Source organism: Aedoeadaptatus urinae (genome assembly GCF_900155585.1).
Lineage (GTDB): Bacteria > Bacillota > Clostridia > Tissierellales > Peptoniphilaceae > Aedoeadaptatus > Aedoeadaptatus urinae.
In genome coordinates this window covers 80,540-94,556 of sequence record NZ_LT707415.1, presented here as the reverse complement: position 1 = coordinate 94,556, position 14,017 = coordinate 80,540, and the positions used below count along the sequence as shown (strand labels likewise).

The following is a 14,017-nucleotide window of genomic DNA, read 5'->3' as shown; positions in this document are numbered from 1 at the left end:
AGAATAGTCGGCCCCTGCTGGGGTATAATGCTAATATACTTTAGGAAAATAAAGGAGGCATGTATGAAAAGAAAATTTTTATCCTTGGCACTGGCAACGGCAATGGTTCTCGGCATCGTCGCCGGACCGGCAAGCGTCTTTGCAGCGCCGGAAGACACGCAAACGAAGACCATTACCCTGCTACATACCAACGACGTTCACGGTCATGTGGCAGCGGAATACGGCAAGGACAAAAAACTCACCAATATCGGCTATGCGAGAGTCAAGACCTATGCGGACAGCATTAAAAATTCGGTTCTTCTCGATGCAGGGGACGTGACTCACGGAACCGCCATTGCCGGCATTGAAAACGGAAAGGGCGTCATCGGCTTGATGAAGGCCATGGGCTACAAGGCCATGGTACCCGGCAACCACGATTTCAACTACGGCTACAATGCATTGGTAGACTTTAAAAATCAAGCGGCTCCCGCAAAAGGCTCCGCCGAAGGTTTCGATATTTTGGCTGCCAACATCATTAAAAACACCGGCACCAACGACTTTAAAGGCCAAACCATTATCGATGTGGACGGCGTGAAAGTCGGCGTCTTCGGCATCGCCACGGAAGAAACGAAGGTTAAATCCAATCCGAAAAACACCGAAGGCATTACCTTCTTGAACCCGGTAGAAGTGGCTCGCGCCCAAGTGAAATCCTTGAAGGATCAAGGCGTTGACGTCGTCGTTATGTTGGCCCACGTGGGCATCGACGATGCCACCGTAGTCAAGACCACCGACATTGCCAAGGCCGTGGACGGCATCGACGTCATTATCGACGGTCACTCTCACACGAAGCTGGACAATGGCCAAGTGGTCAACAACACCTTGATCGCTCAAACGGGCAACTACCTGAAAAATTTAGGCGAAGTAAACATTACCTTGCGGGGCAAGACCATTATTTCCAAAACCGCCGTTCTTCGCGATGCCGCCTTCTTCGAAAAGATCGAAGAAAACAAGGACATCGCCAAGAAAATCGACGATATTTACGCAGCCAATAAGGACAAGCTGGAACGGGTCGTCGGCACCACGGCAGTGGACTTAGACGGCGCAAGAGAACACGTACGTGCTCAGGAAACCAATTTCGGCAACATGGTCGCAGACGCCATGCGTCATGCGGCGAAGTCCGACATCGCCATTACTAACGGCGGCGGCATTCGCGAATCCATTCCCGCAGGGAAAATCAACATGACCCAAATTTGGACCAGCTTCCCCTTCGGCAACACCATTATGAAGATCGAAGTGAAGGGCGCCGACTTACTGGCCGCATTGGAATACGGCGTGGCCGACGCACCGGCACCTCAAGGGAAGTTCCCCCAAGTTTCCGGTGTCAGCTTTAAATACGATCCGAAGCAAGAAGCCGGCAAGCGCGTCTTTGACGTAAAGGTTGGAGATAAGGCACTTGATCTCGAAAAAACCTATACCTTAGCTACCAACGACTTTATGGCCGGCGGCGGCGACGGTTACACCATGTTTGCCAAGGGCAAAAAGCTCGGCGATTACGGTATGTACACGGAAGTTCTCGAAAAATACCTGAGCGAACACAAGGACGTGAACCCGAAGGTGGAAGGCCGCATCGTCGTTCAGGAAAAGACCGGCGAAAAACCTGTGGTTCCTGCCGCACCCAATGCCTTCACCGACATTAAAGGCCACTGGGCAGAAAAAGTCATTCTTTCCGCTACTCAAAAAGGCCTCTTTAAAGGCGTAACGGAAGCCACCTTCGCGCCCAACTCTCCCATTACCAGAGGCATGCTCGTCTCCGTACTGGCTCGTCTCGAAGGTCAAGACGTGAAACAAACCTCCGCCAATCCCTTTACGGATGTGAAGGCAGGCGATTGGTACGAAAACGCCGTGATCTGGGCAGCAAAGAACAAATACGTCATGGGCTATGAAGACAACACCTTCAAACCCAATCAAAAAGTGACTCGTGAAGAAATGGCAACCATCTTAGGTCGCTACATCGAAGGAAAGAAAGTTCCCTATACCCTGGATCTGAAAGAGCCCTTCGCCGATCAAAACATGATCTCTAAATGGGCCCTCGAACCCATCGACATCGTTCGCCACGCCAACCTAATGCAAGGCCGCGAAAACAACAAATTCGTACCCAAGGCATCGGCTACTCGTGCCGAGCTGGCCAAGGTGATGAACGATTTAGATGAAATCGTCCGTAGTCTGAAGAAAGTCGACGACAAGGGCAAGGTCGTTGAAAAAGACAAAAAAGCGACAGAGAAGAAAGCTGTTGATAAGAAAGCAGCCGAAGCTGAAAAGAAAGCTGTTGAAAAGAAAGTAGCTGAAGCTGAAAAGAAAGCTGCATAAGAAAAGAGAGCCGGCGACGGCTCTTTTTTTGTGGGAAAAATCGGCGGTGTAAATAAAAAGTAAAGGGGTCGTGAAATTTATTTTAATATTCACGAACATTTCACTTGACCCGGCCAATCTTATGATATATCATATAGCGTTATTTGACTTGACATGGGACCTAAAATTTTGTATAATGATAACACTTAGGATTGTGTGGATAGAAGGGCGGTCCCAATGACACAAATGGATATGATTAAAAACGAATTGTCAGAGCATATTGGCAAAGAAGTGATCGTGAAGGCAAATCGAGGACGCAAGCGCATTGTCACGCGAAAGGGCGTGCTTCAGGCGGTTTACCCGTCCCTGTTCGTCGTCTCCATCGCTTCCGACGAGCGCACGGACCGAAACATTTCCTTTACCTACGCCGACGTCCTGACGTCGACGGTAAAGATTATGATTTTGGAAGAGGATGCGAACTCGGCTGATTTGAAAATATCGTAAGAAAAAGCTCCGCGAGGAGCTTTTTTTATGGGAGGATATCTTGCGCGCTTACGGAAAAATCAATGTGGGCCTGTGGGTTTCGGGAAAACGAGCCGACGGCTACCACGAAATTAAAACACTTTTTCTGCCCATCGGGCTTTACGACGACATTGCCGTGTCAAAGGCCCGAGCCTTTTCTATTGAGGGGCCCCATTACAGCGAGAAGGATTTAATGACCGTGGCTCACCGCTTTTTGGAAGAAAAGTTCGGTCCCTTGCCCGTACATATACGCATAGAGAAAAACATTCCGGCGGGGGCGGGCCTCGCCGGCGGCACGGCTGACGGCGCAGCGGTGTTAAAGGCCGTGAGAGACCTTTACAGCCTGCCCATAAGCGACGATGAGCTGATCCCTCAATCGGCGGTTCTCGGAGCGGATTTTCCCTACTGTCTTTACGGAAGGGCAGCCGTGGGGGAAGGGATCGGCGATAAGCTCCGCCCCGTGTCCGTTCCCTCCTATCCGTTGCTTTTATTAAACCCGGGCTTTGCCGTGTCCACAAAGGACGCCTACGCCGCCGTAAAGCTCAAGCATTCCGACGGCTCACCGGAAGCTGCCGTGGAATGCCTCGCAAGCGGTCGTTTGGAAGGGCTGAAGGATGTCGTGGCCAACGATCTTTATGATTCCGTGGCGAAAATGCATCCCGTCATCGACGAGATGATCGCCGATCTTTACGAGGCCGGCTGCGCCTTTTCCCACATGTCCGGCTCGGGACCCACGGTTTACGGTTTGTTTAAAAAAGTTGAGGAACGGGACGTCGCCTATGCTATACTAAGAGAAAAGTATGCCGTCGTCATTAAAACGAAGATATTGGGAGAGGAACATGGAGAGACTGGGGATTGCCATAAGGGATAGGGCAGGCGTCTATGCTGCAGCCGCCTTGCTTCGGCGCAGGCCGGACCTTTCTTTTACTGTGCTCTACGATCCCGAAGGGGACGCGTCCGATTTTCACGAAAGGAATCGGGGGCGCTTTCAGTCCATGAAGCTGAGTCCCTGCCTCTATCTCGGTGAAGACTACAGGGGAGACGGTAGCTTTTACGGCCTGCTTCATGACGCAAGGGACGAGGGCTTTACCGTCGGCTTAAGAGATTCGGATTTCAACACGGAATTTTTATACCACACTCTGGCAGACGGCCTCTTTCATCACAGCTACGTCCTGCACATGATCGACAGCTACGCCGAGCGGCTACCCAAGGAGGGCACGGCGGTCCTCGGCCTTTTAGGCTACAGCTACCGCGCTGACGACTTTGCCCGCGTCTTTCAGGGGAAGGGTGTCAAGGTCTCGGATCCCTTGGATCAATGGCTTTCGCTGATTCCCGAAAGGGAGGGAAAGGGCGAGCTGCGCCTGTACTGGACGGTGCGGGATTATGCCCTGGAGCGGCTTTTGGTCGAGCTCACAGGCGAGGTACTGCGTTTCAGAAAATATTATTTCCACCCCTGGCTTCGTGGCGAGGTAAAGAAAAAAGATTAAATCGAAGAAGCCCCGGCAATTGCACTGACCCCCAAAAGTTGGACCAAGAAATCCAACCTTTGGGGGTCTTTTAATGGCAAAATACAATGACGAATAGAAGAAAGAGGAGCATAAAATCTTTTAAAGCAGGCTGAGGAAAGGCAACTGCTACGACAACACGCCCATTCAAAATTTTTCAGTGCACTGAAAAAAGAAGATACGTCTATCGAAGCTGACAAGGATGCGTGGGGCAATCAAAAGCTTTACACGCGACGACACCACCGATCGAGTCAGAGAAAAGTAAAAAGACGAGAGTCCGAAATAATATCGTGAACGATTGATTAAAACCTAGCTCGAATGTAATGTAAAAAAATGCAGCAAGCGAAGCATTGAAAATTATGACCAAATTAACAGGAGTACTCTATATGTAGTTTGTTTAGGCTTCGCTCTTGACAAAAACAAATGAGAATGATAACCTACTTCAAAAGAACGAGTGTCGGTCAATAGGAGGTGAGGTTTTGGCAAAGAGAAATGTAAAAGATCCAGAAGAAAGAAAACAGGAGCTTATAAACATAGCATCCAGACTTTTTGAAAAGTATGGGTATGAGAAAGTTTCTGTTAGAGATATTCTCGCAGAAGTTAATGGAGCGCCAGGAATGTTTTATTATTATTTCAAATCAAAAGAAGATATTTTCTTGGCGTGTATGGAAACATACTTTGATGAAAAATTAAAAAATAAGTTAGGTATCCTTCAAAACAAGGAAATAGATTACGAAGAAAGAATAAAAATTCTAAGAGAACTCATAGTAAAAGATATCAGTCAATTTACAACAAGATATAATTTTTCAAAAGAGAATTCAATTACAGATAACTCTTACAGGCTATGGGAATTGATTCATTACATTGGGAAATTTATAGATGTCTATTCAGAGTTTATAATTGAAGGAATAGAAAATAAAAAAATAGAAAATAATATGGGAATAAACAGAGAAAATGTGAGAAGTTTTGCAGCTTTTATTTTATACGGAGCTGTTGGCACAATATATAACGACTATATTATTAAGGGAGAAAACAAAACAAATTCAAGTGAAGCCTTTGGAATAATAAGCGAACTATTTCAAAGACCTCATTAGAGAAAAATAAAATATAAGTATTTTACAAGGGAAACATCAATGGTGTTTTCCTTGTATTAGTTTTAAGGCAAATGAACGAACTCGTTCGGTAAGGAGGTATGTTTTAGATGAAAAAGAAGAAATCAATCAAAGATATTATTTCCTATACTGAAATAAAAAAAGGACAACTTGTAGGAGGGATATTATTTGTTAGTCTTGGTATGCTATTAAGTATTTGTCCAATTTTGGTGATATACAAAGTCATAAAATCTCTATTTTTATATGGAAAATTAGAACAAAGTACAATACAGTTCTGTATCGATGGACTTGCAGCAGTGATATTGTCATATTGCTTAACTTACATTGGCGGTATTGTATGCCATAAGTTTTCATATGTTTTAATAGCTAATTTAAAAAAGAAGATATTATTTCATATTGGGAAACTTCCTTTAGGATTTTTTACTGGGGACAACAAGTCAAAAATAAGGCAAGTATTAGGATCGGATATGAATCAAATTGAGGGATACTTTTCTCATCAATTACCAAATTTAATTTCAACTTTAACACTAATTTTAGCAATGATAATTGTTATGTTAAAGATAAATTTAATATTAGGTCTTACGACTTTGTTAATTATATTTGTTGGTTTAGGAATTCAGATTACAATCATGGCAAAGATTATAAAGTCGGGTGGACTTGAGAAGAACTTTGCGATTTTGGATCAAATTAATTCAGCAACTACTGAATACGTTAAAGGTATGCCGGAAGTGAAAATATTTGGAACAGGAGCAAAATCATTTAAAACTTTTTCAAAGTCAGTAGGAGAATATAGAGACTTTACAAGATCGATGACATCAATGATAAGACCGGGATTTGTTTCATTTAGAATGTTTATTTTATCTGTTGCTACATTCATAGTTCCAGTAGGAATACTTTTAATGTCACGAAATGATAACTTGGATTTTGCTACAGTTTTTATTTTCTATTTGATTCTTGCACCTGCCATTAGCGTACCTGCATTAAAACTTAGAGATTTTGCAGAAGGAATGAATTTACTAAATGAAGTTGTTTTGAGAGTCTATGAAATTATAGATCAAAAAGAATTGGCAATTGAAAATAGTGAGGAAGAGATAAAAGGTCACGATCTTGAATTTAATAATGTAAGCTTTTCTTATATAAATGAAGAGGTTTTAAAAAATATAAGCTTCTGTGCTAGACAAGCAGAAGTTACAGCATTAGTTGGCTATTCGGGAGCAGGGAAATCTACAATTGGATCGCTAATACCGAGATTTTATGATCCTTCAGAAGGCTCTATTAAAATTGGTGGAGTTAACATAAAAAACATTCCAATAAATGTTTTAATGGATAGTATAGCATTTGTTTTTCAAGACAGCGATCTTATCACAGATACAGTCATCAATAATGTTGCTATGGCAAAGACAGGTTCTACAAAAGAAGATGTCATAAAAGCATGTGAGAAAGCAAGATGTCATGATTTTATTGTCAAACTTCCTGATGGGTATGACACTGTTTTGGGTAAAGGAACTTATTTATCCGGCGGAGAGAAACAACGTATTGCAGTAGCAAGAGCGATTTTAAAGGATGCACCAATATTAGTATTAGACGAGGCAACAAGTTTTGCAGACTCTGAAAATGAATATCTTATGCAAGAAGCTTTATCTGAATTGGTTAAGGATAAGACGGTTATTATGATTGCTCATAGGTTAAATACCATAGAACATGCAAATCAAATTTTAGTTATATCTGATGGAAAAATTGCAGAAAGAGGTAAGCATGAAGATTTAATCCTTGCAGATGGAATATATAAGAGACTCTTTGGTATTTATAAGAAGACAAATATTTGGCAAATGGATATAGAAGGGAGTGAGAATGAATGATAAGAAATATTACATTAGGAAAGATAAATAATATAAGAAAATCAATTATTTTAAATGTTTTGGCATCTATTTCCAACCTTATACCATTTATTGCTTTGGCGAAAATTGTAGAAACACTATTTTTAAATAGAGGTGCAGATAGTATAGATACGAGCCTTTTATGGAAGTATTTTGGGATAATGGCAGTATTTTTCTTAATAACATTCTTATTGGAAAATTTAGCAACAAAATATACCTATGAACTTGGATACAAGACAAGTGCAGATGGAAGAATAGAGCTTGCAGACCACATAAGAAAACTGCCAATAGGTTATATTTCAGGGAAAAGTTCAGCAGAGATCTTAGATACATTAATGAATGATTTTTTCAAAGTTGAAACGGCAGTAACTCACCAATTACCTCAATTTTTCAGTGGTATATGTGTAGCGGTTCTTTGCTCAATATTATTTTTGATAATTAATGTAAAAATGGGAATAGCAACTCTTATTGGACTACCTATTTCTGTTCTACTTCTTACACTCATGCAAAACTTTCAGAAAAAAATTTATTTGAAAACAAAGAAAATTAGGATAAAAGAGGAAGAAGATATAAATGAATATTTGGATGCCATTAAGACTCTAAAAGCTTATAACAGCTTAGATGATACATTAACAAAACTTGAAGAAGATATAGAAAACTCAAGAAATGCAAATATTAAGAGTGAGAAAGGGGTTGGTTCATTAACTACTATAGCAAGTATGATTTTAAGAATAGGACTTCCTTTGATGAGTTTAGTTGGTTCCTATTTATTTATAAATGGATCTTTGGAAATTGATACATTTTTAATGTTCTTATTTGTAGGTACAAGGATTTTTGATCCCTTGGAGCTTGCACTTGTAAATTATACAGGTCTACAAATGGCATCAGTTTCAGGAGAGAGAATCATAAATTTACTTAACGCTAAACCTATGTCAGGAAATTCCGGTGTAAACGAAAGTAACAAAATTGAAATCTGTGATGTTTCATTTTCTTACAAGGAATCTAAGGTTATCGATAATGTTTCATTAGACATTAATGAAAACGAATTAACTGCTTTTGTTGGTTACTCTGGCTCTGGAAAATCTACACTAATTAAATTAATTTCCAGATTTTATGATCCTAATGAAGGGACAATTAAAATTGGTGGGGTAGATTTGCTAACAGCCGACCCTGATAAATTAATGGATAAATTCTCTGTTGTTTTTCAAGATGTGTATCTTTTTAAAGACACAATTTATAACAACATAAAATTTGGTAATGAAAATGCAAGTAAAGATGAAATCATGAATGCTGCAAAAATGGCAGGAGCTTATGACTTTATAGTCAATAAAGATGATGGATTTGACACTATGATTGGACAAGGAGGTGCGACTCTGTCTGGAGGTGAGAAACAAAGAATATCAATAGCGAGAGCAATATTAAAAAACGCCCCAATAATACTACTTGATGAAGCAACATCATCCCTTGATCCTGAAAATGAACTTATTATACAAGAAGCAATATCAAATTTAATTAAAAATAAAACAGTTGTGGTTGTAGCTCATAAATTAAGGAGCGTAATGGGAGCTGATAAAATTGTTGTTTTAAACAAAGGAAAGGTAGAGGAAGTTGGGAAGCATGAAGAACTTATTAAAAATGAAGGACTATATAAAGACTTATGGAATTATCAAGAAAAGTCTAAAGAATGGAAGATTGTACAGTAACAATCAATTTTAAAGGAGGAAACTTATGAAAACACAAAAGAAATCATCAAAAAACGCAGTTACAGCCGGTGTTTTAATTGCACTTTACTTTGTAACATATTTAGTAATTGGGGCAATATCAATGCCTGTTCCTGTTTTATTTTTACTAATGCCTATGCTTGTAGCACTACTTGCTGCACCAACCTATCATATGCTTCTTGCAAAGACAAAGTCAGCTACTGCTATTGTAATCGCAGCTATCTTACCAAGTATTTTATTAGTTGCAACTGGACATATTCCAATTGCGCCATTAGTGGCAGTGCCTGCCGGAATAATTGCTATGTTCATAGCAAAAGGTGGAAATTATACAGACTTTAAGAAAAATACAATTAGTCATATGTTTTTTTCTCTAAACTTATTTGGAGGATTCTTACCAATTTGGGTTATGAGAGAAGCATTTTTTGAAAGTGTAATAAAAGGTGGCTTAGATCAAAGCTTTTGTAACACAGTAAGAGCATGGACACCAATATGGATGTTACCAGTTATGATTATAGGAACATTTATATTCTCTTTGATTGGTTCTTATTTTACAAAGAAAATACTAAATAAAAAGTTGGAATCCGCAGGAGTTTTATAATGGAAAATTCAAAGTTTGTTCTGGGGTCAAAATATGACCTCAGAACAAAACTTATCTTACTTATAGGTGCGAACATTTTAATTTTTTTAGGGTTTGATTGGAACTATCAAAGCCTTATTACATTATTTTTCCTTGTCATTATTATTAGCGATGGTTATAAAAAATCCGCTATAAGGTATATTTTATTTTTTGTAATAAGTGTAGTATTGGAAAAATCTTTAGCCTATTTTAATGTGAATTTTCTTTTGAATTTAATTTTATTTATCTTAGCAATTGGAAGAAAATTTCTGCCATGTATTATCGTGGGCAAATGGATTTTAAATTCAACATCTGTTTCCAGTGCAGTGGCAACTTTACAAAAATTAAAACTTTCAAAAGACTCGCTCATAATGATTTCTGTAATATTTAGATGTTTGCCTACTATTAAAGACGAATGGAGCCATATAAATATGGCGATGAAAACTCGAGGAATTAATTTTAACTTAATAAATTTAATAAGGAAACCAACATTAATTATGGAATATTTTTTTGTGCCATTGTTCGTAAGTGTGATAGAAATTGGGGATGAGCTCTCTCAATCAGCCATTATAAGGGGACTCGATGCTCCTGTTAACAAAACAAGTAGACACCTAATTAAGTTTAGAAAAAATGATATTGGTGCTCTAATTCTTATGATTTTAATTTTATCAATAGTAATATTTATGAAAGTATCAGGGTGGGACTTATGATTGAAATTAGAGAATTAAGTTTTAAATACAAGGGAGGAGCTAATTACTCATTAAAAGGAATTAATTTGAATATAAAAAAAGGAGAATGCATTCTTCTATGTGGTAGGAGTGGTTGTGGAAAGTCGACTCTCTTAAAGCTTATGAACGGTATAATACCTGAGTTTTATGATGGAGACATTTCTGGCAGCGTTATGGTCAATGGTATGAATACATTTACCACACCAATTTATAAATTATCTAAGAATGTAGGTTCGGTTTTTCAAAATCCTAAAACACAATTTTATACAACCAATACAACCGATGAAATCGCTTTTGGTTTAGAAAATTACGGCATAGAAAGAGAAGTAATTAACAAAAGGATTGAAGAAGTTGGAAAAGAGCTTCATCTTGAAAACTTGATGAATAAAAATATATTCAATCTTTCCGGAGGAGAAAAGCAGAAGATTGCTATAGCAAGTATTTACGCATTAAACCCTGAGATATTTATTCTTGATGAACCATCTTCAAGCTTAGACATAAAGTCAATGAAAGAACTATCGCTTACAATAAAAAAGCTTAAATCTTTAGGAAAAACTATTATTATTGCAGAACACAGGTTGTGGTATTTAAAAGACATTGTTGATAGAGCAATATACTTAGAGGATGGAAAAATCATCAGACAATATAGTATGGACGAAATTGAAAATCTAAGTGAAGATGAACGAATGAGAACAGGACTTAGGCATTCTGATTATAAAGCTATTGAAGGATTTGATGATTTTGAAATTTCAAATAAAGGGACTTTATTAGAGTTAAAAAATCTGATATTCAAAAGAAATACCAAAATAATTTTGTCCATTGAGGATCTTAAATTTTGCTATGGGAATATTATTGGGATTGTTGGAGAAAATGGAATTGGAAAGTCTACTTTAGCAAAAATCATATGTGGCTTATACAAAGCAAATAAAGGGAAAATTTTAAAAAAGGATGAGAATTTCAATATAAGAAGCAGGTTAAATGAAAGTTTGCTTATAATGCAGGAAGTGAACTGTCAGTTATTCACGGACAGTGTTAAAGATGAAATAGTATTAACATCAACCATTAAAGATGATCATGTTTTAGATACTTGGCTAAAAGATATGGAGTTAAAAAATATCAGTGATAGGAATCCTCACACTTTATCGGGAGGACAAAAACAGCGAGTAATTATCTTATCCGCTTTACTATCAGATAAGAAAATTCTATTTTTCGATGAGCCAACCAGTGGACTGGACTATAGAAATATGAAAATAGCAGCTAAAAACATAAAGAAAGTAAAGGAAGAAGATAAGTTGATTTTAATAATATCCCATGATGTTGAGTTTTTAGAGTCAGTTTGTGATAGACTTGTAAAGCTTAAGAAGCATAACGTGTCTTCTGGATGAGAAGAAGCACATGCTTACGTCGCATCTGAGCATCCCAAGCAATTGTCCCCGGTGATCGTGGATCCATGCGTGGGGCGAGCCGCAGTGCGGATAAACCCGATCATGAACGGACTTACAGTCATTGGTAATCGGACGTCCTTCTTCTGAGACACCGGTGACCTCGACATCTTGGATTCCTAAAAGTAATGTGGTAATGTTGTTTTGCACTTGTTTGACCTCCTTTATTTTATTGTGGTGATTTAATTTTAGGCGATAGGGAAAACAAGTGCTATATTTTTGCATAAAAACATCCATTGAGGAGGTTACTCCCCAATGGATATTATAGAGCCAATAAAAAAGCGGCTCCGAAGAGCCGCTCTTTGTATGTAGCCATGCACCCGACTTTGCACATTTTTTCCACGCGTTACCGAAAGAGTTAACTCAGAGTAGGCGAGTCTACGTCACATAAGCGAACTTGCTTAGTGCTGCTTCCGTCAAGATCTGACACGGTTCACAAGGGCTTATTGCGTAGGACCCACTCATCAACATCACTTTTTCCGGGCAGACCGCAAAAAAAATGCGCTGGATCGGGGATTCAATCTTGTTGTAGCGGATTACAAGTTACAGGGTGCCGCTAACTCCCCATCTAGCATGGCAAACTTTTCCTGGCGGAGAGAGGGGGATTCGAACCCCCGATACGCTATAAACGTATACCCGCTTTCCAGGCGAGCGCCTTAAACCAACTCAACCATCTCTCCATTGGATTACAGTATAAAATTATACGGCCGAATCCGTTTTTTGTCAAGAGAAAGTATGAACTTTGTAAGATTACCAATCGCCTTCGATGGAAATGGAGCCGGCGGAAAGAACGACAGTTTCGCCGCCCGCTTTCACGATAAGAGAGCCGTGGTCGTCGATGGCCGCGGCCCGTCCGGTGTATTCGATATCGCCTTTGGCGAAGCGCACGGTCTTTCCGATGGTGAGATTGTATTTGCGATAGGAATCGAGAATGACGCGAGCCGGGCCGTGGAGAAGGGCGAAGAGGCGGTTCATAATATCCGCCGCCAGCTGATTTCTAAAGACGTGCTCATGGAGGGAGCCGGCCGCGGCCAGGGTATGCTTTTTAAAGACGGCATCTGCCGTGGCAGTGTTAATGCCCATGCCGATGACGTAGCGGGCATGGCCACGAGAAAAGTCCGCTTCCGTTAAGATGCCGGCGATTTTTTTGTGGTCCAAATACAAATCGTTGACCCATTTGATCCTTACGTCCTCGTCGGTCTGAATCAAGAGGGCTTCCTTGCAGGCTACGGCGGCGGCCATGGTGAGGACGGCGGGATCGGCTACGTCCTCACCGTGAAGAATGGTGGAAAAGTATAGGCCCGTGCCGAAGGGGGAGTGGAAGGACTTTCCCACACGGCCCTTGCCTGCGGTTTGCTCTTCCGCCGCCATAAAGGAAAAGGAGGGAAGAGGTGCGGCGGCGTCTTCGCGGAAAAGGGCGTCGTTGGTAGAATCCACACTGTTTCGAATCAGAACGGCGACGCGATTTAACTCGGGAGCAAGGCGGCTCCTCATCACATCCTCGTTCAGCGCTTCGTAGCCCTCGTTTAAACGGTAGCCGCGATTGGTGACGGCGTCGATGTGGTGGCCTTCCTTTCGCAGAGCCTTAATGGCTTGCCACACGGCGGCGCGGGAAATGGCTAATTCTCCCGCCAGCTCTTCTCCGGAAAGGTAGTCGTCGGCTTCCTTCAGCGCCTTTAAAATATAGTCCTTGCTTTTCATTATGCCATCCCCGGATAATCCAATTGCCGCAGGGCTTCGAAGAGAATAATGTTGACGGAGACGGAAAGATTTAAGCTGCGGCCGAAATCCTTCAGCATGGGAATGCGAATGGCCGTTTCGTCGTGAGCCTTCAATAACGGCTCGGGCAGTCCCTTGGTTTCCTTGCCGAAGACCAAGAAGTCTCCGTCTTGAAATTCGATGTCGCTGTAGCGCTTGTGGGCCTTTGTCGATGCAAAGAAGAAGCGGTGGTCCTTGTATTCCTCCATCACCTCCTCGATGCTGTCGTGGTAGCGAATGTCCACCAGGTGCCAATAATCGAGACCGCAGCGCTTCAAATGCTTGTCGTCTACGGAAAAGCCCAGGGGACGCACCAGGTGCAGGACGCTTTTCGTCAGACCGCAGCTGCGGGCGACGGCACCGGTGTTGTGGGGAATTTCAGGTTCTACTAAACAGATATGCAGGGTCATA

At 40.9% G+C, this 14,017-nt stretch carries 12 protein-coding genes, 1 tRNA gene and 1 other RNA gene; 10 read left to right on the top strand and 4 right to left on the bottom strand.

Annotated features, from left to right (window positions below):
- Positions 1–63 precede the first annotated feature (63 nt).
- The 10 genes from BQ7397_RS00470 (at position 64) to BQ7397_RS00425 (ending at position 11,791) form a co-directional block, all read left to right on the top strand.
- The gene (locus BQ7397_RS00470) at positions 64–2,346 is read left to right on the top strand and encodes a 5'-nucleotidase C-terminal domain-containing protein (protein ID WP_077074242.1); all 2,283 of its coding nucleotides are present in this window, start codon (positions 64–66) and stop codon (positions 2,344–2,346) included.
- A gap of 216 nt (positions 2,347–2,562) precedes the next feature.
- Positions 2,563–2,829, top strand: a complete 267-nt coding sequence (locus BQ7397_RS00465) for a Veg family protein (protein ID WP_077074241.1) — start codon at positions 2,563–2,565, stop codon at positions 2,827–2,829.
- Positions 2,830–2,869: 40 nt separating this feature from the next.
- Positions 2,870–3,718, top strand: a complete 849-nt coding sequence (ispE, locus tag BQ7397_RS00460) for a 4-(cytidine 5'-diphospho)-2-C-methyl-D-erythritol kinase (protein WP_077074240.1) — start codon at positions 2,870–2,872, stop codon at positions 3,716–3,718.
- Positions 3,687–4,334 carry a hypothetical protein gene (locus tag BQ7397_RS00455; protein WP_077074239.1) on the top strand — a complete coding sequence of 216 codons (648 nt, stop codon included), beginning with the start codon at positions 3,687–3,689 and terminating at the stop codon, positions 4,332–4,334. Before ispE ends, BQ7397_RS00455 begins: the two co-directional genes overlap by 32 nt.
- A gap of 497 nt (positions 4,335–4,831) precedes the next feature.
- Entirely contained in the window at positions 4,832–5,446 is a 615-nt protein-coding gene (locus BQ7397_RS00450) for a TetR/AcrR family transcriptional regulator (RefSeq protein ID WP_077074238.1), read from the top strand.
- A 107-nt stretch (positions 5,447–5,553) separates the two neighbouring features.
- Positions 5,554–7,323, top strand: coding sequence for an ABC transporter ATP-binding protein (locus BQ7397_RS00445; protein WP_077074237.1), 1,770 nt, complete (start codon positions 5,554–5,556; stop codon positions 7,321–7,323).
- Complete coding sequence (locus BQ7397_RS00440) at positions 7,320–9,044, top strand: ABC transporter ATP-binding protein (protein ID WP_077074236.1); 1,725 nt, start codon at positions 7,320–7,322, stop codon at positions 9,042–9,044. The genes BQ7397_RS00445 and BQ7397_RS00440 overlap by 4 nt, the downstream gene beginning before the upstream one ends.
- A 25-nt stretch (positions 9,045–9,069) precedes the next feature.
- On the top strand, positions 9,070–9,660 hold the full coding sequence (locus BQ7397_RS00435; protein ID WP_004827287.1) for an MptD family putative ECF transporter S component: 591 nt from the start codon (positions 9,070–9,072) through the stop codon (positions 9,658–9,660).
- Entirely contained in the window at positions 9,660–10,388 is a 729-nt protein-coding gene (locus tag BQ7397_RS00430; protein WP_077074235.1) for an energy-coupling factor transporter transmembrane component T, read from the top strand. Before BQ7397_RS00435 ends, BQ7397_RS00430 begins: the two co-directional genes overlap by 1 nt.
- Entirely contained in the window at positions 10,385–11,791 is a 1,407-nt protein-coding gene (locus BQ7397_RS00425; protein ID WP_077074234.1) for an ABC transporter ATP-binding protein, read from the top strand. The genes BQ7397_RS00430 and BQ7397_RS00425 overlap by 4 nt, the downstream gene beginning before the upstream one ends.
- Positions 11,792–12,160: 369 nt before the next feature.
- On the opposite strand, the gene ffs is transcribed toward BQ7397_RS00425, so the two are convergent.
- The 4 genes from ffs to BQ7397_RS00405 all read right to left on the bottom strand — a co-directional run bounded on the left by ffs (position 12,161) and on the right by BQ7397_RS00405 (position 14,016).
- Positions 12,161–12,425, bottom strand: an RNA gene (gene ffs / locus BQ7397_RS00420) — signal recognition particle sRNA large type.
- An 11-nt stretch (positions 12,426–12,436) separates the two neighbouring features.
- Positions 12,437–12,528: transfer RNA gene (locus BQ7397_RS00415), tRNA-Ser, on the bottom strand.
- A gap of 70 nt (positions 12,529–12,598) precedes the next feature.
- Positions 12,599–13,549, bottom strand: coding sequence for a biotin--[acetyl-CoA-carboxylase] ligase (locus tag BQ7397_RS00410; protein WP_077074233.1), 951 nt, complete (start codon positions 13,547–13,549; stop codon positions 12,599–12,601).
- Positions 13,549–14,016, bottom strand: a complete 468-nt coding sequence (locus BQ7397_RS00405; protein ID WP_077074232.1) for a tRNA (cytidine(34)-2'-O)-methyltransferase — start codon at positions 14,014–14,016, stop codon at positions 13,549–13,551. Before BQ7397_RS00405 ends, BQ7397_RS00410 begins: the two co-directional genes overlap by 1 nt.
- Position 14,017: the final 1 nt, after the last annotated feature.